Here is a 22,956-nt window from a genome sequence, read left to right on the forward strand (position 1 = left end):
GCTACGTATATGACGTATATATCATGGCAAGGGATGCAAATAATCTTATGCAAGTTGACTCATATATTTCTTGGTAATTCTCTACTGTGATGGGCTTCAATGAGAAGTACCGTAGACATTTTCAAGGAAATAAAGGACTTACCTATAGCCGACGAATCAGGAGTAATGTCTGGTCATCTTGCTGTCGTCCGAAGTGATTTACCGCGTCCAGAATCGCGTTGGCCAGAACCGGGAGCTCGGCTGTAGAGAGGGTGGAAACTAACTCCTCCAGGCGGGAATACCCGAAGTCTTCCCCCTTTCGGCTGCACGTTTCGAAAATCCCATCCGTCACCACCACTAGAAGGTCGCCGGGTGCCACTTGTACCGCTTCTGCGGTAAATCCGGTTACTGGAAGAAGACCGATCGGGTACTGTTCTGAAGAGACACGGTCGATACACCGGCGACTGCGATAGTGCAGAAAGGGTGGGTGTCCGGCCAAGGCATAAAAAACAGTTCCGGCAGGGTCGAGGGAGAAAGCGGCGAGTGTCGCATACATCTGAGATTCCTTCACACCCGGAAGTACCCGGTTCAACTGTTCCATAAGCGAGCACAGGACCTCCTTCGAGCAGTAGGAGTGCCCATCCAGCAAAGCAGTCCTCGCAGCAGTCTTTACCATTCCCATCAGAATGCCTGCCTGTAGACCATGACCTGCGATGTCGGCCAGGTATGCCAACGTGGTTCTGTCCGCCAGGGTGACTGCATCCACGAGATCGCCTCCCACTTTGTCGCTCGGATTGGACTGGCCATACACCTCGAACCCTGCGGTGCTGATCGCAATCGGAGGAACCAGCGTCTTCTGAATCCCATGCGCCAGTTCGAGCTCATTACGAAGGCGGAACGCCTCCTGTCCTTCCCCACGCAGAAATCGCACGAACAGGGAATAAGAGACCATAACCAGTCCGATCGTGATGATCGCTGCGACACGAATACCAGAGCTTGTGCTCACCGGCTGCAGATGAAAGTGAGCGGTTAGAAATGAAGCTGCTCCGCTAAATCCAATCCACAAAGGGATCTGGATCACCGTTGCAAGTACAAAGTAATTAGGAGTGAGGCGTATACCGACATGTAAGTACATGATCGCGACGAGGCCACTGAATATTGCATTGAGGATCGCAATGACATAAGGAGTCCTGCCAAGGTTCACCAGATCTCCGAAGAAGCCGGTAATTGCGAACAGGCTAAACACTGCAGCATAGAGGGACCAAAGTCTGCTAAAAGGAACATCCCGGTAGTACTGCCACTTCTGTGAGAATCTTCTGTCCCATTGCAGCCACATCGGCAAGGGCATCGTCAGAACTCCTTCTCAGATCGTGCTGATTGCGTAAAGCACGACATGGATCGCATCACGTCCGTCTCTGGGTACAGATGCCTGCGTGTAAATGCCGGAAGGTCTGGAGATGGAATCCGCGCCGCAGGATCGCGTCGGGTTGTATGCTACCCTTTGCCCATGCGCGAAGTCACCGTCTTCGTTGGCGGTTCTACAGGTTCTGATCCTTATTCCCCCAAAACCTGGTCCGGTACTGCACCTCGATTGCTCAAGGCCATGGAGGCAGATGATCTGCTCGACAGGGCAGTCGGAATTCGCGTGCCCCGGATAATCAACAGTCTCCTTCTGGCAAAGAACTTTACTCCCGATCGAGGAGTCTGGCGCAAGCACTTCTACTTCGACCCCGCCTATCGTAAGGCTCTCACCCGGGCTGCGGGCCGGGTTTCGGTTACCAGCCCGATATTGATGCAGATCGGGCACATGTTCTCGCTGCCAGACCCCTTTCCCGCCCACAAGAACGTCTCCTATCACGATGGCAATCTGGCTGAGCTTCTGGCCAGCGGCTACGGGATGGAGGGTGTCTCTCATCGGCGTGTCGAACAGGCTCTCAACTATGAGAAGCAGGTCGCCAGGCGAATGACCGCCATCTTTACCTTCAGCGAATACCTGCGCCAGTCCTTTATCCGGAACTATGACGTGCCTGCCGAGAAGGTCTTCAACGTCGGCGGTGCCATCAACCTCGACATTATTCCGGACGCCGCACCCGGCAAAAGCTATCGCGGAGCTCGAATCCTCTTCATAGGAACCGAGTTCACCCGCAAAGGTGGGCCGCAGTTGCTGCAGGCCTTCCGGATCGTGCGCCAGTCCATACCCTCCGCTGAGCTGCATATCGTCGGCCCAACGCAGGTCAGCGATCTGCCGGCAGGAGCTTTCCTGCACGGGCATCTCTCCAAGTCCGATCCCGAACAGAGTGCGAAGCTCGATTCGCTCTTCCGGGACGCCAGCCTCTTCGTCCTGCCCTCGCTGTATGAGCCTTACGGGATCGCTCCCCTTGAGGCGATGCTGTACCAGCTTCCTGCCGTGGTCACCAACGCATGGGCGCTCCGGGAGTTTGTCACGACCGGGGTGACTGGAGCCGTGGTCGAGAGGGGTTCGGTCGAAGATCTCGCCGTCAAGCTCACGCAGTTGCTTTCGAGCCCGGAGCTTCTGGCGACGATGGGCCGCAATGGGCGAGAGATGGTTCTCACCCAGTACACATGGCCGGCTGTCGTCCGCCGTATGGGTGAGGTCTTGCGCTCACTCGCAGATTAAAAGACTAAGGGACCCCGAAGGGTCCCTTAGCTTTGACATCTCTTTCCCTTAGGCAGCGCGATTGAGCGAGATCTGCCGCCTTCTGGAGTAACCCATCAGCCCCAGTGCTCCAACGCCTGTCATCAGCAGAACCCAGGTCCCCGGCTCAGGCACCGGGCTGGCCGCCGCCTGCGCGTTGATCTGGAAGTCAATCTCCGCCAGAGTCTCCTGATCGTTCGGATCGAATCCTCCCAGGATGAAGTAGGTGCCGTTATAGAGTCCGGGAGTCAGGCTGCTCGGGAGGTCAACCGTGAACAGCGTTCCAAGGATGTCAACGCCGGGATCGATGCTGGGTGGAAAATTCGCAAACAGTAGATCGTTCAGAACCAGTGGGCTGTCGATGGTGAAATTGCTTCCGTTGAGAAAGAGGGTAGCTCCATTCTCAATGGGGTTTTGAAGATCGATGTCGAAGGACACCGTAGTTCCTACCAGGCCATCCAGAACGACGGGGTCTGCCGACGCGCGCGGGGTCAAACCAAGCAGAACTACGAATGCAAATACACAAAGCGAAAGGTACTTCTTCTTTGTCATTATTTCTCTCCAGTTGAATGTTTTCGTGTCGTTTCATCTGTGTTTCTAAAACACCCTCACTGGCTTACAGGAAGCGTTGCGCGAAGATTTCCGCCAAAGCTTCCTCCGGTGTAGGTTCCTGCAAATTTCTCTACCGTGGTCGATCCCGGGGCTCCCGCAGAAGAGGGGAAGCTGAGCGTGAGAACCGTGGATCCTCCCGGCTGAAGATCGCCAAGGTTCGCAGGCAGAGGCGATCCCGTGGCGCTTCCCAGGGTCGCGGATGTAAGCACCACATTCTGTGCCGTACCCGTACCGCTGTTGGTCACCTTTAGCGCAACCTGGTAGCCGTTCTCCGCTCCTGTCACGGTCGTGGTCAGGTTCAGCTTTACGGTTCCTTGAATCGCAGGAACCGAGAAGTAGGCGACTGCAGGGTCGTGATCGCTGATCCGGGTCGGGCTGGTGGCGTCGTTCAGGTTCACCAGCGGGAAGTCGGAGTCGATATGCGCGTACACCAGCCTCGTGTTCGTGGGAACCAGATCCTCTGTCACGAGGACATGATCGAGCACCTGCGCGCTACCGGTCTCCACATAGCTCTGGCGCTGGTCCGCAGGAAGCAGGGTCACCAGGTCAACAAGGGGAGGATTCACCAGCCCAGCCACCGGCGGTGTCACTACCTGGTCTGCGGGAACCGGGGTCCCCTTGGTCACGCCGATCGTGTCGACAAAGCCGTCGGAGAACTCAAAGGCGTTGTAGTCGCCCACGGTCACCACATGCTCGCCCGCGGCCTGGTAGCCCTGGATCAGTTTGGCCAGGAACTCGGCCTGCGCCTCTCGCTTCAGCCGCACCGTCGCTCCCGTGCTCGTCGGATCGTCGACGTTGATCAGAGAGCGCTGGTGAACCGAGATTACCGTGACCGGATAGTCCGGAGCTGAACCGCCACGCTTGATCCCGGCATGCAGCACCAGAGGAGTCCTATCGTTCAGGATTGCCTGATTGCCCACCGAGTTCGTGAAGGTCGTCGTCAACCCGACCTGTTCCACGTTGATCGTGTCCACGTGCGTGCTCTTCACCAGGAAACCCGTATTGATAGCGGTTCCGTCGTTGGCAAGGAAGAGATACGGCACATAGACCGGGTTCGGCTGTCCCGCCGCGACCGAGTCGGAGTTGATCTTGTCCGCCAGATCTGTCAGAACCGCAAGGTTCTCGATCTCCTGGGTGCCGATGATGTCGGGCGAGTTCAGCACCGTGCGAACGGCCAGCGACGCCTTCGTGAGCCTGCGCTGATACGCCTCCGGGGTCACCACTACAGCAGTGCTGCCCGGGTTGTCGGCATCGGCCTTGTCGTTGTAGAAGCGCTCCATATTGAAGCTGGCCACCGTGAACTCATTGGCCGCCTCGACCGGAACCGGTTCGACCGTCATACCGCCGGTCGCCGTGGGGCGAGTGGAGGCATCGAGCAGAATCTCCGGCGATCCGAAGGAAAAGTCCATCACACCGAGCAAACCGGTTAGAGTCGTTTTGCTGGTTACGTCTATCGGGGCCCCTCCGAGCACCTTGCTGTCTATATAGAGAAGCTCCGGATTGGAGTCCCAGCGTGGTACTCCAGCCGGTACCGGACCAAATGCGGTGTCGGTCACGGCGACTCCGGGCTCGCGGAAGGGTCGTGGAATGCCGGTGACTACGCCATAGAAGCGGCCGTTGGAGGTGTTGGTTTCGGTGGCCTCGTTGAGCGAGGCATCGGTTCCGCTGGTCGTGGTGAAGGAGCTTATCGCGACCCGCATGCCCTCAAAGCGCGTGAACTGGTAGACCCCACCCGAGGGTGAATCCATCGCAGCGGTGATGGTGACAGGCGCCGGAAGCGGCTGGTTGGTGGCGAGCAGAGTAAATGTCTGGGGACCGTCGATCTCTGTTCCCGGAGTGAGACCGGTGGTCGGATAGGTGCTGATGATCCCGGTCACCTCGACCTTGTTGCCGACTGCGATGAAGGGCGGCTTGGCGGTCGAGCCGGTGTAGACCAGGATGCCCTCCGGTGTAACAGGGTTCGTATCTGCATCCGCGGCTTCCAGATAGAAGCCGTTGGACTTGACCCCGACAACGATGCCATTGGTTGTAACGGTCTGAGAGGCGTATGCAGAAGGCTTGGCCGCCTGAATCGCTTTGATGGAGACCGACGGTGGCGGTGTGGCTACCGTCAGCGCGATGGTGGTCTGGGTGGTGCGAAGCTGGGAGTCGGTCACCGTCACTGGGAGCGTGAAGCTGCCGGTCGCCGAGACGGGTGCATTGTAGGAGAAGGTGTTATCGCCCGCCGTTACGTCGCCGTGGGTTCCGTCGTCGAAGAAGGGCTGGGCGGCGGAGCCGCCGATTGCGCTTAGATCGGCTGCCACGGTGATTCCGCTGCTGCCGGGCTGCGTCGCCGGAGTGACCGCGACCGTCAGCAGGGTCGAGTTGCCGGAGAAGACGGTAGCGGGATTAGCCAGGCCGCTGGCCGCCAATGGCGTAGGTGCGCCGCAGACAAAGGGAGCGGAGGCCTGGTTGTGGGGTGCAGGGTCGGTCGCCGCGAACTCCAATCCGCTGTTGTTCGAGATGGTGCAGACGTTGGTTCGAACATCCGCCTTGGTCGTGCTGGGTGCGGGAGCGGGAGAGCCCAGCGAGCAGTTGGTTCCGCTGCCGTAGGCGACGAAGTCCACCAGCGTGGGATCCGACAGGCTGCAGGCCGTGGCGAGGCGGCTGGTCGAGCTGACCAGAGCGACCTTCCCGGCGGTGGCTCCAAATGCGATGTTGGTGTCGGGTGCGTCGGCTGCGACCGGCAACGCGGAACCGTTGGCGCCGGTGGAACCTGCGATCAGGTAATACTGCCCTGGAGCCAGTGTGATGGCCGCCGGAAGTACGGTGACGGTGGAGATCGACGCTCCACCCGCGCTCGCGTACTGGATGCTGTAGTTATTGAGCGTCAGCGTGTTACCGGTCGGATTGAAGAGCTCGACGTAATCCGCATTGAGCACCGCGCCGTTGTTGCCGCCGGCTGCGTAGATCTGCGAGATGATCACGTGGGTGTTGTTCTGGGCGAACCCGACTCCACAGAGCAGGGCCATGCCCAGGAATGACATGACGGCTGCAAGCCTACGGCGCACAACAACTTGGAGTAACATGCGAACGATCTTAGCCGAATTTCAAGAATTTTCGGCTAAGATCCTGCAAATTATTTTTATGCAAACCATTGCAGTGTAATAACTTGCAACGTGTGAGGACTGCCGGAGGTGCTAAGAAACCCGGCAGATCAGGCACTTGAGATAGGCGGTCTCAGGCAGAGTCAGAACCTCGGGATGGTCGGGTGCTGCTCCTCTGGTCTCGAGCACCTGCACTCTCCGTCTGGAGTCGGAAGCTGCAGCTGCTACAACACTTACGAACTCCTCGCGACCCATGTGGTGGGAGCAGGAGCAGGTAATGAGCATTCCTCCGGGCTGCAACATCTTCAGAGCGCGCAGGTTCATCTCCTTATATCCGCGGAGCGCACCCTCGAGGGCACGTTTCGATTTCGCGAAGGCAGGAGGGTCGAGCACGATCGTGTCGAAGCGTTGGTTGCTGGCGTCATAGTCGCGAAGCAGGTCGAAGGCGTCCGCCTCGATCCAGTCGACATCGGCCTTGAGGGAAGGATTGAGGAGCAGGTTGCGATCGGCAACCTCGAGTGCAGCCCTGCTTACGTCGACTCCGGTGACGTGATCGCAACGCTGAGCCAGATGGAGGGCAAATCCCCCCTGATAGGTGCAGATGTCCAACGCCTTCCCATGCGCATGGCGTGCGGCTGCGGCGTAGTTGAGCCGCTGATCGAGAAAAGCGCCGGTCTTTTGTCCCGCGGAGGCGTCGTAGTGGAATCGCAATCCGTTGATGGTGAAGACGGTCGTCAGCTTTACTCCGTCGCTGGCCCATAAGGGCTCCGTAGAGGGAGCGGCGAGCTGTTCGAGCTCACGGATTCGTGGATCCGGTCGTTCGACAATTGCGGCGACGGAAGAGCCGAAGTGCTGCCGGATTGCGGTGACCAATACTTCGCGCAGATCGGGCTGGGCCGTTCCCTGGGCCAGAAGCTGCAGGATGACGAGCTCGCCATAGCGATCCACGACAATGCCCGGTAGAGCATCGGCTTCGGCGAAGACCAGCCGGCAGGAGTCATCCTCGCTTGAGAGAGGTGCGAGATTGTCCCGCAGGGAGAATGCCTCGATCAGGCGATGCCGCACGTCGTCCAGATACGTTTCCCGCGCTATTCCGGGTTCGCCGCTTACCATCCGGACGGCAATCTGGGAGCTGTCGCTGTACAGTCCGGTACCCAGTGGAATTCCACGACCATCAACAACTGTCACCAGTGCCCCGGCAGTCAGATCCGTCTCGTCTTCGCGGGGAATCAGTGACTCTGTATCGGACCGGTAGACCCATAGATGTCCGCCACACAGGCGGTCTGCCGCCCTGCGGGTAATCACGACCGCAGGGCCGTTGGGCTGCCCCGGCAGGACTTTCGGAGCCCGTTCCACTCTCTCTTTTGCCATCATTCAGGATCTCTCTTTCGCTCAGTCTTTAATGGTCGCATAACGGAGCGCCAGCCGGATTGATAGCATCAGTGCTGAGGACTCTGTGCAGAGCGTTGATGTCGTGGTTTTGGGAGCGGGCGCTGCCGGTCTGATGTGCGCCATCGAGGCAGGAAGGCGTGGGCGCCGGGTCGTTATGCTGGACCACGCTGAACGCATCGGCAAAAAAATTCTCATCTCAGGCGGCGGGCGGTGCAACTTCACGAATCTGCATTGCCGCCCGGAGAGCTTTCTCTCCAACAACCCTCACTTTGCTAAGTCAGCGCTGGCGCGTTACACGCCTGCCGACTTTATTGCCCTCTTGGAAAAACATGGCATTCCGTATCACGAGAAGACGCTGGGCCAGCTGTTTTGCGATCGTTCCGCGCACGACATCGTCAACATGCTCGAGCGTGAGTGCAAGGATGCGGGTGTGCGCATCCTGAGCGGGGTAAAGATCGAACGCGTCGCGGCAGCTTGTGAGAGTGCGAGCGAACGCTTCAGCATTGAGACCTCCGCCGGGACGTTGCACGCTGCTTCCGTCGTCGTTGCCACCGGAGGCCTGTCCATCCCGAAGATGGGTGCGACCGACCTGGGATACGCAATTGCCGAGCAGTTCGGCCTCTCTGTAGTTCCATGCCGCCCGGCACTGGTGCCGCTGGTCTTCAACGCCGACGATCGGGAGCGATGGTGTGATCTGTCCGGTCTCTCGGCGGAGGCCATCGCCACGTCTATGGGAGGGAGACACCCGGTAAGATTTCGCGAGAAGATACTGATCACCCACAGGGGTTTGAGCGGTCCGGCGATACTGCAGGTCTCTTCCTACTGGAAGGCGGGCCAGGAGATCGAACTTGATGCGGCACCGGGGATGAACGTGTTTGCTCCGCTGTTCGAGAAAAACGCTCGACGGGACCATGGCGCCGCCTTGGCCGCCCTTCGGACCGTGTTGCCGATCCGGCTGGCGGAGCGGTGGCTTCATAGCTTTCCTCCGCAGGCCTGGACCAATCATGCGCTTGAGAATCTGGAGCGCGATCTGCACGCCTGGCGTGTCAGTCCTGCGGGAACGGAGGGCTACGCCAAGGCCGAGGTCACCGCAGGCGGAGTGGATACCGGCGAGCTGGATGCCCGAACCATGGAGAGCCGCAGGGTTCCTGGGCTCTACTTCGTCGGTGAGGTCGTGGACGTGACCGGCTGGCTGGGCGGATACAACTTCCAGTGGGCCTGGGCGTCCGGAGCGAGTGCGGGACAGGATGCGTAGCGACTACCGCGCGACCGTAACGATTACTGCACGACCAGGGTCAGATTGAGCGTGCGTGTGAGTCCGGCGCTTGAACCGGTGACGACGATGTTGTAGGTGCCGACCGGCGTGACCGAGTTGGTGCTCCCGCTGCCTGAACCCGGCCCTCCTGAGGCAGGGATAAGGCGTCCAGCGCCGCATCCGGAAGTTGCAAGGAGAAAGCACGCCAGCGCAGCCACAGCCAGACGCCGGCGCCGTAGCCCAAAGAGACCCACAGGTAAGAGAAGGGCAAGCCAGAGAGAACGGGGCGGGCCATGCAGCAGGGTGAGGTTCGGAACTCCCGTAAGAATCGTCACCGATACGGTGGTGGCATTGCCGTCGACGGCGATGGTCGAAGGCGTGATGTTGCAGGTGGAGTTGATGGGAGCGCCGGTACAGGTGAGCGCAATTTTGGCTCCGGCAACGGCAGGTCCGGACGTCAAGAGGAGGGGAAACACTGCGTTCTGGCCGCTGGAGGTCGTGACCGATGCATTGCCGTCGAATGCCAGCGAGAAGTCCACACCGGAGCCGGTCAGGGGCAGCGCCTGCGGAGAGCTGAGCGCGCTGTCGCTGATGATGAGGGTGCCCTTACGCGTGCCTCCAGCAGTGGGTTTGAAGAGGATCTGCATGGTGCAGGCGGAACCGATCCGGAGAGTGTCAGCGCAGGTGTTGCTGCCGGGTGCGATGGCGAAGTCTCCGCTTACAGCGATGGTGTCGATCGCGAGCGGACTGCCACCGTTATTGGTAAGGGTGACGGTCTGCGGAGAGGAGCCGAGACCGACGCCAGTCGCAGGGAAGCTCATGCCGAAGAGAGGCGAGAGCGAGACTCCCGGAGGTGCAATGCCGGTCCCGGTGAGGGCTACAGTTTGCGCTCGATATTGGTCGGAGACGGTCAGGGTTCCGGCACCTGGCCCCAGAACCGTGGGCTGGAAGATGACCCCGATGGTGCAGGTGGAGTGACCGGCGAGAGAGTTGCCGCAGGAATTAACTGCGATGAAGTCGCCGCTGGCGGAGGCTGTGATGAGGGTGAGAGCTTTGTCTCCGGCGTTGGTCATAACGACCCGCTGAACCGGGCTTGAGGTACCCAGAGGCTGTGCCGCGAAAGACAGTTGAACGGGAGCCAGCGCGTCGGTTGCGGGGAGAACGCCCTGACCGCTCAGTGAAGATGTCAGCGTTGCTCCATTGGAGGAAATGGTGAGGCTTCCCGAGTGAGCACCGGAGGAGGTTGGTGTAAATGTAACGGCGAGGGTGCATCCGCTGTTGGACTTGAGCGCCGCAGTACAGGTGTTCGCCGAGATGTGGAAGTCGCCCGAGACGGTCGGGGTTCCGAGGGGAACATCTGCTGTGCCGGTGTTTGAGACCGTGATGTTCCGGGCTGGAGTTGTGGCATTAACGTCGACTGCCCCGTAGTTGACGAAGAGTGGTGTGAGCACGACCGCGTTCCCGGGAGTCGCTCTTCCGGAGAGCGCAGCTGTAGCCTGGCCTCCTGCGACGTTCGCGAAGACGGTCAGGGCGGCGCTGCGGTCCCCCGTCGCGGCAGGAGCGAAGCTGACGTGGAGCGTGCATGTCTGCCCGGCTGCGATTGGGGCATTAACGCAGTCGTCGGTCTCGAAGAACTCTGCCTGCGGTCCGAGAGGAAGCTGGGCCGCGCTTATATCGACGCGGCTGACGCTCAGAGGCGCGTTACCGCTGTTGGTCACCGTGATGCTGCTGGATGGGCTTGCGGTACCGACGGCTTGATCGGGAAAGGCAAGCGCTGCAGGAGCCAGTGCGATGGCTGGCTGCGCAGGAGCAGCAGCGGTTAGCAGGGGAATCTGCCATACACCTCGGCCATAAGTCCCGACGCGTAGCTCGCCGGTTCGCCCGTCTACAGTGCTCATCGTGGCGGAAGCCAGCAGCTGCATGGCGGGAGCGTTGGGCAGACCTGAGCCATAGAGGCTCCAGCAGTTGCTGGTGGGGCATGTGGTCACCTGGGCGGTGGCGTAGACGCCGTTATCCATGGCGACATAGATGGTGTTGGCGTCGTTGGGATCCACGGCGATGCTGTTGGCCGGAGAGTCGGGAAGATTGCGAGAGATATTGGTCCAGTTCGCCCCGGCGTCGGTCGAGCGATAGACATGCGGGACGTGGAATCCGCGAATGGTCGCGTAGACGGTTCTTCCGGTTACATCGTGAGGGTCAACCGCAAGAGCGGAGACGTCGAAGGCGCCCGAGTTGAAGGCTGTGCCCAAGTCGTTTTGAACGGGCGAGCTCGTGACATCACTCCATGCGCTGACTCCTGTGCCGGTCTCCGCCGCCTGAGTCAAGAAGAGATGTCCACCGGCATTGCCGCCGCCGTCTCTGGCTCCAGCCATACCAGCGTAGATGACCTCGGAGCCCGAGCTTTGTGCCTCCGTGGCGTTGAAGGGAGGTCCGCCTGCGGCTAAGGAACGGATCATGCCGTTGGAAGCTGTGCAGGCTCCACTCTGCGGGCCCGCCAGCATTCTGCTGATGGTGTTGTTCCCGGACCAGAGAGAGCCGTCTGCGGCAGTCCCGCGCCAGCCCCGGCAGGTTCCGAGGATGAGATTGGAAGAGAGCGCTGGATCAAGAAGCCAAGGTGTATCGATAAGGGTCAGATCGTATGCGGTCTGGAGCGGCCCTATTGTAGGTGTTCCGCTGAAGTCGCCTGTAGTGCAGGCTCCGCCACGATCGCAACGCTTGACGCTCACGCCGGCAGCCGTCGAGATGTACCAGAGGTCCGGATTGGCAGGATCGATCGCGACGTTGCCGCCTTCTCCGGCTGCGATCTGGTTCCATACGCCGATTCCGGTCGGCACCGCTGATGTAGTAGCAGCCGTGCCGTTGGCTGCCAGACCCGCGAGCAGGGTCGCGGGATCGGTCGGGTGTTGTGCCAGACTCTCTACCTCCGCCAGCGAGCCCAGCGTAGCGTTGAGATTCTCAAAGTGCACAGCGTCATCAGGTGAGCAGGGCGTACTTTGCTGGTTGACCCCGTCGGTAGACCGCCACAGGCCGCCGTCATTGCCGACGAACAGTACCGGGGCTCCCGCCGTGGACTGGACAGCGAGCGCGTGCTGTGCAGGAGCTACTCTGGCAGGGGCACCGCATCCGTTCAGCACATTCGTGGTGTTGCGCAGGGTCGCGCATCCGGCCGCGAGCGAGCAGCGGTAGAGATCTACCGTGCCTGCAAACAGCAGCGTGTCGGCACCGGAGGCGACCGCCGCGAGAGACAGGTTGTAATCCGCCTGGGGGATGCTGTTACTGCCGTCGTTCTTTTCAAGCGAGGTTCCGCCGACCTTTTGCGAAAACGCTACCCCTGCGGTGCAGCCGCTGCCGGTGTTCGCGCAGATATCGCGCCAGAGCCCCTGATCCTGGTTGCTGGAGGCCACGGTAAGCGCGTACATATCTCCGCTGGAGGGCTCGACCGTGAGGACACCGCGAAAGACAGGACAGGTGGCACTTCCGGTCTGATTCGGGTTGGCAGGGCAGGCGGCAGTTGTAAGTCCCGCACCTGGCTGCTGAGCCAGGCGTGTCCAAGTGATGCCGTCCGCCGACTCGTAGTAGCCGTGAAAGCGTAGGGCAGCGTAAAAGCGCTTGCGTATCGGGTTCCAGGCCACCGAGGTCGCGGCGTTCCCACCGCTGGTAATGACGCCTGCCGCGAGCGGACGCTGCACAATCTGCCCGCCATCCATGATCGTGCTCATATGCCAGGTCACGCCCGCGTCGGTCGAGTAATAGAGTCCCATGACGCTGTCCGTCGGCTTTGCGGCTCCCGTAAGGTTTCCCTCCGCAGCATCGGAGACGGCGGCGACTACGGTGTCAGAACTAATTGTGCTCAAGGCGATTCCGGCGAAGCTGCGCCCGACGAAGGAATAGTTCTGGTTCGGGCTGTCCTGGGAGCTGTTGATGAGCGTCCACGTAAGTCCGCCGTCGGCAGAGCGCAGCAGCCCCCCTCCGTAGAAGGAGTCTGTCGCATCGTTGGGGTCACCTGTGCCTGCGAGCACAAGGGGGCCATGCACACTCAGAGCGCCGATACTGAGGGAGGGAACGGCAGGGCTTCCAGCATTGCCGCTGAAGACCGGGAGAGTGTCGGTCAATGGCGTGAAGCTGACAGCAGATGCTGGTCCGGCGGCATTGGTTGATTTCCAGACCCCACCGCCAGTGGTCCCGACGTAAACAGTATTGCCCGTCAGGTCTGCAGGGTCGATCGCAACCGCAGTCACGCGTCCTGTCACCTTGCCGTAGGCTTCAGTCGTCACCTGCGCTGGCCCCAGAGGCTGCCACGCGGGAGTGGAGGTTGTCTGCGCCTTCGATTGGGCCACGAAGAGCAGCAACACGCAGACCAGCGTCAGCCGGGATGAACCCGCAACTCTGATGCCACGACGCAACCGCACTTCGAGTTGTATGGATTTGGTTGACTCCATAGCTTGCTAACTGGCCGCCGCAGGCACCTGATTCTGATGCTGCAAGGCTGTCTCGATGGAGTCAACGCAGAATGCCGCATATTGGGCCCGCTGCGTTTCATAAGGGGATAAGAAAAACCTAATGTGGGTGAATTTGGATCGGCTCTGCAGATAGCAGATGGCTCGCGCCGTCCGATCAGCAGCGCACGATCTTCGCGGAGTCGATCGACCGCGTGGCATTTCTGGAATCTACGACCAGCTTGGCCTGGCTGACAATTTCACCATAGTTGTAGAGCGAGTGATCGGTGAGGATGAGCACGCAATCGAACCTACCGAGGTTTTCGACAGGCGTGGAGCGCATGTGCAGATCGTAATGGCGTCCGCGGCCGACCTCGGCGAAAAATGGATCGTTATATTCCACTTGAGCCCCAGCCTGCCGCAGCTTTTCGATCACGATCAGCGACGGGGACTCTCGCAGGTCGTCGACATCGCGTTTGTAAGCGACGCCGAGCACAAGCACTTTGGCTTCCTTAAGAGCGATGCCGTTGCGCTCAAGCGCGCGAGAGGTGCACTGCACCACATAGCCAGGCATCGCTTCGTTGACCTCGCCCGCAAGCTCGATGAATTTGGCCTGGATGCCGAACTGCTGCGCCTTCCAGTTCAGATAAAAGGGATCCACAGGAATGCAGTGACCGCCGACGCCAGGGCCGGGATAGAAGGCCTGGAAGCCGAAGGGCTTGGTCGCCGCGGCTTCAATCACCTCCCAGATATCGATCCCCATGGGACCGCAGAGCTGTTTGAGCTCGTTCACCAGCGCAATGTTGACGCAACGGTAGATGTTCTCAAGCAGCTTGGTCATCTCCGCGGCTGCCGGTGTGGACATCGGCACGGTTCGGCGAAAGACACTGCCGTAAAGCGCAGATGCCGCGGTGGTGGCGCGCACATCGACGCCCCCGATAACCTTTGGAATGTCGCGGCGGGGAGTAATGATGTTGCCGGGATCCTCGCGCTCCGGCGAGAAGGCGACCATCACGCCACCCAGATCCGCCGAAGCTTCACCGGAGGGCAAGTTGCGCAATACTTGCAGACCTTTGCCGCTGCCATGCCGATTGATGCTCTCGACAATGATCTCTTCTGTGGTTCCGGGATAGGTCGTGCTCTCGAGAACGACAAGCTGCCCGGCCCGCAGATACGGAGCGATCGATTCGATAGTGGAGACCACGTAGCTCATATCCGGTGTGTGGTCTTCGTTAAGCGGCGTGGGCACGCAGATCAGCACGGCATCCATGCCGGCGACCTCGGCGAAATCAGTTGCAGCGTGGAAGCCACTGCGCTGCGCCGCCTGAATATGATCCGGCTCGATGCGGTGGATATACGAGTTACCTGAATTGAGTGCAGAGACCTTGGCGGCGTCGATGTCAAAACCGGTTACGCAAAACCGTTCTTCGCTGAAGAGCAGCGTCAGCGGGAGTCCTACGTATCCCAGACCGATGATGCCAACCTTCGCTGTGCGCCGGTCGATTGCCGACAACCACTCTTCTAATCCCGTTCCCGTCGATACCGCAATATTCGTTGGTGTCACTCTGTTCATTTTCCTAAACCGGCAAATTCATCGCGATACCATGCGACGGTGCGGCGCAGACCCTCTTCGAAGCTGACTTCCGGCGCGTAGCCTAACGCCATGGAAGCCGCCGTGATATCAGCCAGCGAATCGCGAACATCTCCTTCGCGCTCGGGGCCATATAGAGGTGGATGCTTGAAGCCGACTAAAGTTGCGAGAAGCGCATACGTTTCGTTAAGCGTGTGGCGCTCGCCACAGGCGATGTTTAAGACCTGACCGGCAGCGTTCTCGCGAGAAGCCTTGATCGCAAGCAGGTTGGCCTGGACGACATTTTCCACGTGAGTGAAGTCGCGGCCCTGCTCGCCGTCGCCGAAGATGGTCGGCGTCTCGCCGCGCATCATCATCAGCGTGAAACGGGCCATCACACCGGAGTACGGAGAGTCCGGAACCTGGCGCGCGCCGAAGATGTTGAAGTAGCGCAGACACACGGTCTCAAGCCCGAAGACGCGCCAGTAGGCCTGCATGTACAGCTCGCCGGTAAGCTTCTGCACGGCGTAAGGAGAGAGCGGCTGGGGAGCCATCGTCTCCACGCGCGGAAAGCCCGGCTGATTGCCGTAGGCGGATGAGGAGGCTGCGTACACGACACGCTTCACTCCTGCCAGCCGTGCACCCTCCAGAACATTGAAGGTTCCACCGATGTTGATCTCGTGACTGGGACGCGGCTCTTTGACGCTGCGAGGAACGCTGGGCAGAGCACCTTCGTGGAAGATGTAATCGATGCCTTCACACGCTTCGCGGACGGCATCTGCATCCGTCAGGCTGACCTCGTGCAGTTCGATCTGATCCCGGATCGGATCAAGGTTTCGCCTGAGGCCGGTCTCGAAGTTGTCAAGAACCCTAACCCGGTCTCCGCGCTCGAGCAACGCCTGGGCCAGGTGCGAACCGATGAAGCCCGCTCCGCCGGTAATAAGATAGTTTGCCAAGCCTTAAGGATATCAGCCCGGAGAGCGCAGGCTCTCCTTGGAAGACAGCTCCTTCATCTGCTGGATATAGAGCTTCGAATTGAACTTACGCCCTGTGGACGCCCCTGACATGTAGCGAATTTTGCCGAAGATCGCCCGCTCGTTCCAGGCCCGGTCAAACTTGCCAACGATCGCCCAGGCCACACCGGCGTAGCCGTTGGGGTCGCGTCCGTCCAGGAAGTACTTGTCATTGAGGTGTATAGCGTATTTGGCGGCCGTCGCTACGTCGGGGGTCCATTCCAGGATCTTCTTCGCCCAATACATTCGCATGACATTGTGCATCCAGCCGTGATGCACCATCTGCTGCTGGGCGGCGTTCCAGAGAGGATCGTGTGTCTGTGCGCCTTCGAGTTCCTCGAGCTTATAAAGGAACTCGCGCTCATCGCGGGCATGCTCGGCAATCGTCTTGCTGGCCCAGGGCTCGGCGCACTCGTGCGAATCGTAGTTCGCGGTGTAGTGGACGAAGTTGATTGCGAGCTCCCGCCACACGATCAGCTCGTTGAAGAAGGCATCTCGGGCTGAACGGAGCTTCGGCTCCTGTTTGACTGCGGCTTCTATCGCAAGCGCGATTGTCAGCGGCCCTATATGCCCAAAGTGCAGATACGGAGAGAGGCCGGAGCTTCCATCCATCTCCGGCCGGTTCCGGGATGTCTCATACTCCGGCAGGATGGAGTCGATAAAGTGCCGCAGCCGTTTGTTCGCGGCGTGCGCTCCTCCGGTCCATGCCTCCACCGGAGCCACGCTGCGGTCGAGATTCTTCCAGCACTTTGTGATGTCCTCTTCCAGAGAGTCGCTATGGAATCCCTTTGGCCGCTTCCATTCGTGGTCGGCCGTCAGATTCTCATAGCTCTGCATATAGTCGGGCAGCAGACGATAGAGTCGCGGTCGAATGGTATAGGCGCCGTACTGTGCCTTCCCAATCAGCCTGGAGGGAACGACGACGTCGGTATCCACAGTCCAGAAAGGTATCTTCAACCGTGATGCGAGGTCTTGCCGCCACCGCTCTGGTTCGCGCATCGGATTCTCATCGCCGATGACAATCGCTGCTCCGACATCGGTGAACAGCCGCTCGTGCGACTCATGGGGAGCGCGCCGCATAAGGAAGGCGATGCCGCGCGATGCCAGGTCCTCCTCGATATCTTTGAGGCCCTGCTGCAGAAATACGTAGTGGCGCAGGTTGGCATGCGGGAAGTCGGAGATCGCTGCGAAGTAAACCACCACAGGCAGGCCAAGGGCATTCGCCACTTTTACCGCAAGGTCGATGGCATGGTTGTCTTTGCCGCGCTGAGCGCGTTGCATCCAGTAGACGACACATCTGCCTTCCGGGTCGGGGTCGCCGGATCGGCGGACGGTGACGCGTGCATCTTCGGTAAGCTCCTGCAACTCCGAGGAGCTGTCTTTCGCTCCTTGGCCCTCATGGGCTCCCTTTTTAACCGACCTCATCCAAACGTCCCCTCCGCCAGAATTACCAGAACGGGCGTGACCGAGATCCAGCCCTGCGGCGCGTCGCCCGAGGGCTGGTAATCCTACTGGCTATGTAATCCATAGATGCTTACAGAACAGGCCGCACATGCGTCGCGAGGGTGCTGCATGCTTTTTATCTCTTCCTCGGCAATCCTTCGCATCTGTTCCCGCTGATTTGTCTCGGATAAATACGTGCGATAGATCTCCAGCGCCTGCAGCAGAAGCGGATGCCCTGCGGGAAGGGTGAGCCGGAGGACACGCACTGCCTCGTCCAGATCGCCCTCCGCGGCATCGCGATTCCCCGTCTGCCACTCGGCATACCCAAGCGCGACGCGGATCTGCCCCAGGGCGAACGAGTCGGCGGCGTACATCTCTCGCGCCTGCGTCATGGCCTGCCGCGCCGCATCCAGGCCTGCCGCGCAATGCCCTGTCAGGCAGCTCGCGAAGCTGTATCCCACCAGCGCGGAGGCTTTATCTCCCGGGCTCGCCTCCGGGATCTTCTCCAGAGCACGGATCGCAATCTGCGAATGCTGTCTTGCCTCCTTGTTCCTGCCAAGAACGAGATAGGCATCGGCAAGGTGAGCTTCGCCGCGAGCAAGAAGAAGGGGACTCCCGGCCTTCTGCAAGATGCTGAGAGCCCGTCTTCGGCAGTTCAGCGAATCCTCAAAACGCTGCGTCATCGCGTAGAGCGTACCCAGGTTGTTGAGCGTCACTGCGTAGTCGGCCTGCAGCGATGGCTCCGGTTCGAACCGCCGCAGGGCGTGGTTATAAGCTTCCTGGGCCTTGCCGAACTGGCCCAGGTCCTGCTGATCGGAGGCAATCTCGGCCCAAAGGCGCCCGATCTGTGCGTTTGTAAGATGCTGCTGCTGTGCCTGGTCGATCATGTGACGATCGCGTTCGATTCGCGCTGCCGCAACCGCCGGTTGCAGCGTCTCGTAGGAGTGTGCGAAGGGAACAGACAGGAGAGAGATTGTGAGGGCAAGAAACGATGCCGCGGCCCGGGCCTGTTTCCGTCCGAAAAGGCGTAGATCGCTGGAGTACACCATGGATCACCTCGTCAAGCAACGGAGGAATGACTATGGTGTTCTACGACCCGGGTGCAGGGAAGTTCGCGTTTTGTGACGAGCAACGGCTTGAACACGCGGGAGATGAAGTAAACGTTCCCAGATAGATGACTTAGCCGCCATCATTCACCCGGCTGAGGCGGCCGTCGTGGAGATGGAACTCTTCACCCCGCCAGACGACCGTGTCTCCGGCGAAGCTCCAGATCCAGAAGCCGAAAGCGAAGAGATCGCGCACCGGCAGCAGCCAAAGGTCGCGCAGCACCTGGCCATCCCGAAGGATTCCTACGCCAACGGATAACGCGACCGCGACCCGCGCCAAAAGAGCAAGGCTCAGCAGCGTAAAGCTCCACAACGCAAAGCCGCTGGCGACGCAGGCAAATACCGCCCATGGCAGACAGAAGGTGATGCCCAGTCCAACATAGCCCAGCTTGCGCGAGTCGCGGGTGGAGCGTGCCCAGCGAAGCTGGTGATCGGCAAATCCCCGGAAGCTGTAGGCGGGGACTGAGGTCTCTACGACCTCGTCGGAGAGTTCAACCCGATATCCTGCCTTGGCGATCCGCACACCCATCTCGTAGTCATCGGCCAGGTACTCCACCAGCGATTCAAGGCCGCCCGCCTGAGCCAGCGCCGTCTTCGTCGTGGCAAGCGTCGACCCCAGACCGAAGCGTATTCCGCCCTCCAGCTTTCGTGCGGTGAGGACGCCGGGGAAGAAATCGGTCGAGATGCCCAGAGCTTCCAGCCTTGACCATAGATTCGCCCCGCGTGCCGGCGTATGTCCGACATACGGCGCTGTTACCAGTCCCACCCTGCTTCCGGAAGGCGCTACATCGTCAAAGCATCCCATGATGTGAGTGAGGTACTGAGGAGAGACGAGGATGTCGCTGTCATTGATGACAACATGGTCATAGCGCGCCTCCTCCAGCATCTGGACCAGGTTGCTGACCTTGCCGCTGGTCCCCAGCCGCCGCGTGCACTCGATCAGGCGGATGTCGATCGCGGAGAACTCGGCCTTCAGGCGGTCAATCTCTGCGACTGCCGGATCATCCAGGCTCGACACGCCAAAGAGGATCTCGAACCTGCCGCCGTACTGCAGCCGGCAGTGACTGACGAACCCGGCGTACATCCTCTGGTCGATCCCCTTGACCGGCTTCAGTATCGAAACATCCGGGGTAAACCCTCTGGCGCTGCTCCGCCTGCGGCAGGCCAGATAGAAGTCACGGGCACTCCACAACACGAGCGCCATGTAGACGATCCCGGCCAAAGCCAGCAGTGCAGTAAGGCCCTCGATGCAGTTGGCCAGCATGCCTTTAGTCTAACGGGTCGACTGGCCCGGTAAATCAACGGGAGTCGAATGTCAGGGGCGATCTTCGTCCTGCTATCCTTGAAAACCACGCAAACGGCAAGGGAGCAGGCAGCATGGAGACCACCGCCCTAAAGAGAGATGCGGCAGCGGGTGCGACGGATTGGCGTCACGACGGTATCCGCGTCGTTCGTGCAGGCGAGAAGAGTGGCGACACCCCGGAGACACTCGGGATGAATCGCGAGGTGGCCATCAGCGGCTCCCGCACCGGGTCGAGCCATCTCTGGGCTGGGACTAATCGGATTGAACCGGGAGCTTCGACCGGGCCGCATCATCACGGAGCGCTCGAGAGCATCATCTACATCGTTCGCGGCGAGGCCCTGATGCGCTGGGGCGATCGCCTGCAATGGATCACCCGGGCAGTAGAGGGAGACTTTCTCCTCGTGCCGCCTTATGTTCCGCATCAGGAGCTCAACGCCTCATCGACGGAAGAGCTGCATTGCGTGCTTGTTCGCAGTGGTGTGGAGGAGGTCGTCGTCAATCTCGACCATATAGACATCGTCGACCGGCCCGAGTGGGTCTAGCGTAGCTTTTGGCTAAACAACTTACTCGTAGCGGAGAGCGTCGATGGGATTGAGATTGGCAGCCTTCCATGCAGGATAGATTCCAAAGATTAGTCCGATCGCGCAGGAACAGAGGAACGCGGCGGCGACCCAGAGCAGTGACACGGACGAAGAGAGAATGTAGCTCAGTCCGATCGCAAGAGCACTTCCCAGAAGAATCCCGATAACTCCTCCGAGGGCACAAAGCGTAACCGCTTCGAGCGTGAACTGGGTGAGAATGATCTTCTTCGTCGCTCCGATCGCCTTCCTCACCCCGATCTCGCGGGTTCGTTCGGTAACGGAGACCAGCATAATGTTCATCACCCCGACTCCACCTACCATCAGGCCCACGGCCGAAAGGCCGAACATCAGCAGAAAGAGCGAGCCGGTAATCTGCGTCCACAGTCGGGTAATAGAGTCAGAACCAAAGATAGCGAAGTTGTCATCGGCCTCGTTGCGCACCTTTCGGCGGCGGCGCAGCATATCGGTGATGGAGTCGATGACAGCGGGCTTGTTCTTCTGGTCGTCAAACTTCACGCTGATCCAGTAGTCCAGCACCTCTGGATGAAGCTTATGGAAGGTAGTGATGGGGAAGTAGGCAAAGTTGTCCTGGGGATTTTTCCCGCCCCCGAACGCCGCCTTCTGCTTCTCCAGAGTGCCCACCACGGTGAAGGTCTGCCCTTCGATCTGGACCTCCTTGCCGATCGGGCTCTCCATTGCGAAGAGATCTTCTGCGGTGTCGTATCCCAGCACGACGACGTTTGCCGCACGTTCCTGATCTCCTTCGTTGAAGTACCGTCCCTCGTGCACATCCCAGTCGTAGACATCCTTCGAGGATGTGGTGTCCCCCTCAAGAGAGACGCTTTCGACCTTGTGAGTGCCATACTTCGCCGTTACCGAACCGGCATTGAACTGAAAGTTCTGATAGCGGAGCGAGGGCGAGACCGCCACCACGTGCGGAAGCTGCGCCATGGCCTCGGCATCCTCCATCGTGAGCTGCTTGCGGGTCAGCATCTCGGTGGTTGGACGGACCCCAATCACGGGGAAACGAAATACCCAGATCACGTTCGTTCCCATCGCCTCCACCATGCTCGAGACGCTCGAGTTAAGCCCGTTGATGACGGAAGAGATTGCAATGACAGTGACGACACCGATCACGATCCCCAGAATGGTCAGCGAAGAGCGCATCTTGTTGGCGCGCAGTTGATCGAACGCCATTTTGACCGCTTCTTTCTGATCCCCAACATTCATCGTTCGCTCCTGGCTCTTACATCTCGGATCGCAGCGCCACAATCGGGTCCAGATCGGCTGCTTTACGTGCAGGGTAGACACCGAAGAAGATGCCGACGCTGGCCGCCACGATCAGGCCGGCGAAGACACTCCAGATGGCTATGCTCGAGGGGAACCCGAGCAGGACAGTGACGATCTGGGCCACTCCCATTCCACCGATCACACCGATTGCGCCCCCCGCCAGCGCCATCGTTGCTGACTCAATCAGAAACTGGGTGAGGATATCAGCGCGCTTTGCCCCCAGGGCCTTGCGTACCCCGATCTCACGAGTCCGCTCTGTTACCGAGACCAGCATGATGTTCATGATGACGATTCCGCCTACGACAAGGGAGATCCCCGCAATGGCGACAGCGACGGCCTCGAAGCTCTGGCTGATGCTCTTCCACAGACCGACAAACGTATCGCTCGTCTCAAGCGTGAAGCTATCTTCTACCCCGGGCCTGTCGTGCCGGTCGGATCGCATCAGCTGGCGAGCCTGATCGGTAGCCGACTCAAGCGCCTGCTCGCCTCCGCCGGCCTTCGCGTAGATGGTCAGCGTCTTTGCCGTCCCGTAGGTCTTCTGGAAGCTCGAGAGCGGAACGGCGACCCAGTTGTCCTGGCTCTGACCGAGCGTCTTCCCCTGCTTCTCTCCCAATCCGATGACCGTATACGGAACCCCGTCCACACGAATCTCCTTGCCAATTGGATCGTCACCCTTCAGCAGGTTCTCCTGGATGTCTGACCCGACAAGCGCGACGTGCGAAGCATGTTCATCGTCGGTAGGAGTAAATCCGCGCCCCTGGACGATGTTCATATTCTGCATCTCCGGCATCGCGTAGGTCTGTCCGCGAATGATCGTATCGGTGGATGACTCGGTACCGAAGACGATCTTTCCGGTCGCGGTCTGTTGGGCTCCAATCTGTTCGCAATGGCTGCAGTTTTCGGCGAGGTACTGGTAGTCCTCCAGGAGGATATTTTTGCGTTTCTGGAACTGCCGATACTGCTCGTAACTTGTAATGATCTGCGGCTGCTTGCTAATCGTGAAGGTGTCAGCGCCATAACGGTTCACCTTGCTGGCGACATATACATTCGCACCGTTCACGAGCGTCACCACTGCAATCACGCTGGCTACGCCGATGACGACGCCGAGCAGCGTAAGAATGGATCGCAACTTGTTCGCCCAGAGAGACTGCAGGGCAATCTTGACGGCTTCTTTGAATTCCATAACCCGGGATCCGGAAGGTACCAGTCTACCCCGCTCTTCAAGCATCTACGC

Annotated in this window: 15 protein-coding genes; 3 read left to right on the forward strand and 12 right to left on the reverse strand. The window is 59.9% G+C overall.

What is annotated here, in order from left to right:
* Nucleotides 1-142 precede the first annotated feature (142 nt).
* Entirely contained in the window at nt 143-1,327 is a 1,185-nt protein-coding gene (locus JAO29_RS11535; protein ID WP_334268370.1) for a PP2C family protein-serine/threonine phosphatase, read from the reverse strand.
* A gap of 159 nt (nt 1,328-1,486) precedes the next feature.
* Here JAO29_RS11535 and JAO29_RS11540 point away from each other — a divergent pair, with 159 nt between their 5' ends.
* Entirely contained in the window at nt 1,487-2,617 is a 1,131-nt protein-coding gene (locus JAO29_RS11540; RefSeq protein WP_334268371.1) for a glycosyltransferase family 4 protein, read from the forward strand.
* A 48-nt stretch (nt 2,618-2,665) separates the two neighbouring features.
* On the opposite strand, the gene JAO29_RS11545 is transcribed toward JAO29_RS11540, so the two are convergent.
* From JAO29_RS11545 to JAO29_RS11555, 3 genes are all read right to left on the reverse strand, one after another.
* Nucleotides 2,666-3,187 (reverse strand): PEP-CTERM sorting domain-containing protein, encoded by a 522-nt coding sequence (locus JAO29_RS11545; protein ID WP_334268372.1) that lies wholly within the window; start codon nt 3,185-3,187, stop codon nt 2,666-2,668.
* 56 nt (nt 3,188-3,243) lie between these two features.
* Nucleotides 3,244-6,315 (reverse strand): lamin tail domain-containing protein, encoded by a 3,072-nt coding sequence (locus JAO29_RS11550; RefSeq protein ID WP_334268373.1) that lies wholly within the window; start codon nt 6,313-6,315, stop codon nt 3,244-3,246.
* 111 nt (nt 6,316-6,426) lie between these two features.
* The gene (locus JAO29_RS11555; protein WP_334268374.1) at nt 6,427-7,707 is read right to left on the reverse strand and encodes a class I SAM-dependent rRNA methyltransferase; all 1,281 of its coding nucleotides are present in this window, start codon (nt 7,705-7,707) and stop codon (nt 6,427-6,429) included.
* Between the two features lie 130 nt (nt 7,708-7,837).
* Here JAO29_RS11555 and JAO29_RS11560 point away from each other — a divergent pair, with 130 nt between their 5' ends.
* Nucleotides 7,838-8,980: an NAD(P)/FAD-dependent oxidoreductase gene (locus JAO29_RS11560; protein ID WP_442886375.1), complete on the forward strand. Its 1,143-nt coding sequence runs from the start codon at nt 7,838-7,840 to the stop codon at nt 8,978-8,980.
* A 23-nt stretch (nt 8,981-9,003) separates the two neighbouring features.
* Here the strand turns inward: JAO29_RS11560 and JAO29_RS11565 are convergent, their stop codons facing one another.
* From JAO29_RS11565 to hpnI, 6 genes are all read right to left on the reverse strand, one after another.
* Complete coding sequence (locus JAO29_RS11565; RefSeq protein WP_334268376.1) at nt 9,004-13,383, reverse strand: choice-of-anchor D domain-containing protein; 4,380 nt, start codon at nt 13,381-13,383, stop codon at nt 9,004-9,006.
* Between the two features lie 211 nt (nt 13,384-13,594).
* Entirely contained in the window at nt 13,595-14,989 is a 1,395-nt protein-coding gene (locus JAO29_RS11570) for a nucleotide sugar dehydrogenase (protein ID WP_442886372.1), read from the reverse strand.
* Nucleotides 14,986-15,942, reverse strand: coding sequence for an SDR family oxidoreductase (locus JAO29_RS11575; protein WP_334268378.1), 957 nt, complete (start codon nt 15,940-15,942; stop codon nt 14,986-14,988). Before JAO29_RS11575 ends, JAO29_RS11570 begins: the two co-directional genes overlap by 4 nt.
* Nucleotides 15,943-15,954: 12 nt before the next feature.
* Nucleotides 15,955-17,424, reverse strand: coding sequence for a deoxyribodipyrimidine photo-lyase (locus tag JAO29_RS11580; RefSeq protein WP_334268379.1), 1,470 nt, complete (start codon nt 17,422-17,424; stop codon nt 15,955-15,957).
* A gap of 83 nt (nt 17,425-17,507) precedes the next feature.
* Nucleotides 17,508-18,491, reverse strand: coding sequence for a tetratricopeptide repeat protein (locus JAO29_RS11585; RefSeq protein WP_334268380.1), 984 nt, complete (start codon nt 18,489-18,491; stop codon nt 17,508-17,510).
* Between the two features lie 130 nt (nt 18,492-18,621).
* Complete coding sequence (gene hpnI, locus JAO29_RS11590) at nt 18,622-19,812, reverse strand: bacteriohopanetetrol glucosamine biosynthesis glycosyltransferase HpnI (RefSeq protein ID WP_334268381.1); 1,191 nt, start codon at nt 19,810-19,812, stop codon at nt 18,622-18,624.
* A 113-nt stretch (nt 19,813-19,925) separates the two neighbouring features.
* On the opposite strand from hpnI, the gene JAO29_RS11595 reads away from it, so the two are divergent.
* Nucleotides 19,926-20,393: a cupin domain-containing protein gene (locus JAO29_RS11595; protein ID WP_334268382.1), complete on the forward strand. Its 468-nt coding sequence runs from the start codon at nt 19,926-19,928 to the stop codon at nt 20,391-20,393.
* A gap of 21 nt (nt 20,394-20,414) precedes the next feature.
* Here the strand turns inward: JAO29_RS11595 and JAO29_RS11600 are convergent, their stop codons facing one another.
* Entirely contained in the window at nt 20,415-21,662 is a 1,248-nt protein-coding gene (locus tag JAO29_RS11600; RefSeq protein ID WP_334268383.1) for an ABC transporter permease, read from the reverse strand.
* Nucleotides 21,663-21,678: 16 nt separating this feature from the next.
* Nucleotides 21,679-22,905 (reverse strand): ABC transporter permease, encoded by a 1,227-nt coding sequence (locus tag JAO29_RS11605; RefSeq protein WP_334268384.1) that lies wholly within the window; start codon nt 22,903-22,905, stop codon nt 21,679-21,681.
* Nucleotides 22,906-22,956 lie beyond the last annotated feature (51 nt).

The organism is Edaphobacter sp. HDX4, assembly GCF_036877565.1.
GTDB lineage: Bacteria > Acidobacteriota > Terriglobia > Terriglobales > Acidobacteriaceae > Edaphobacter.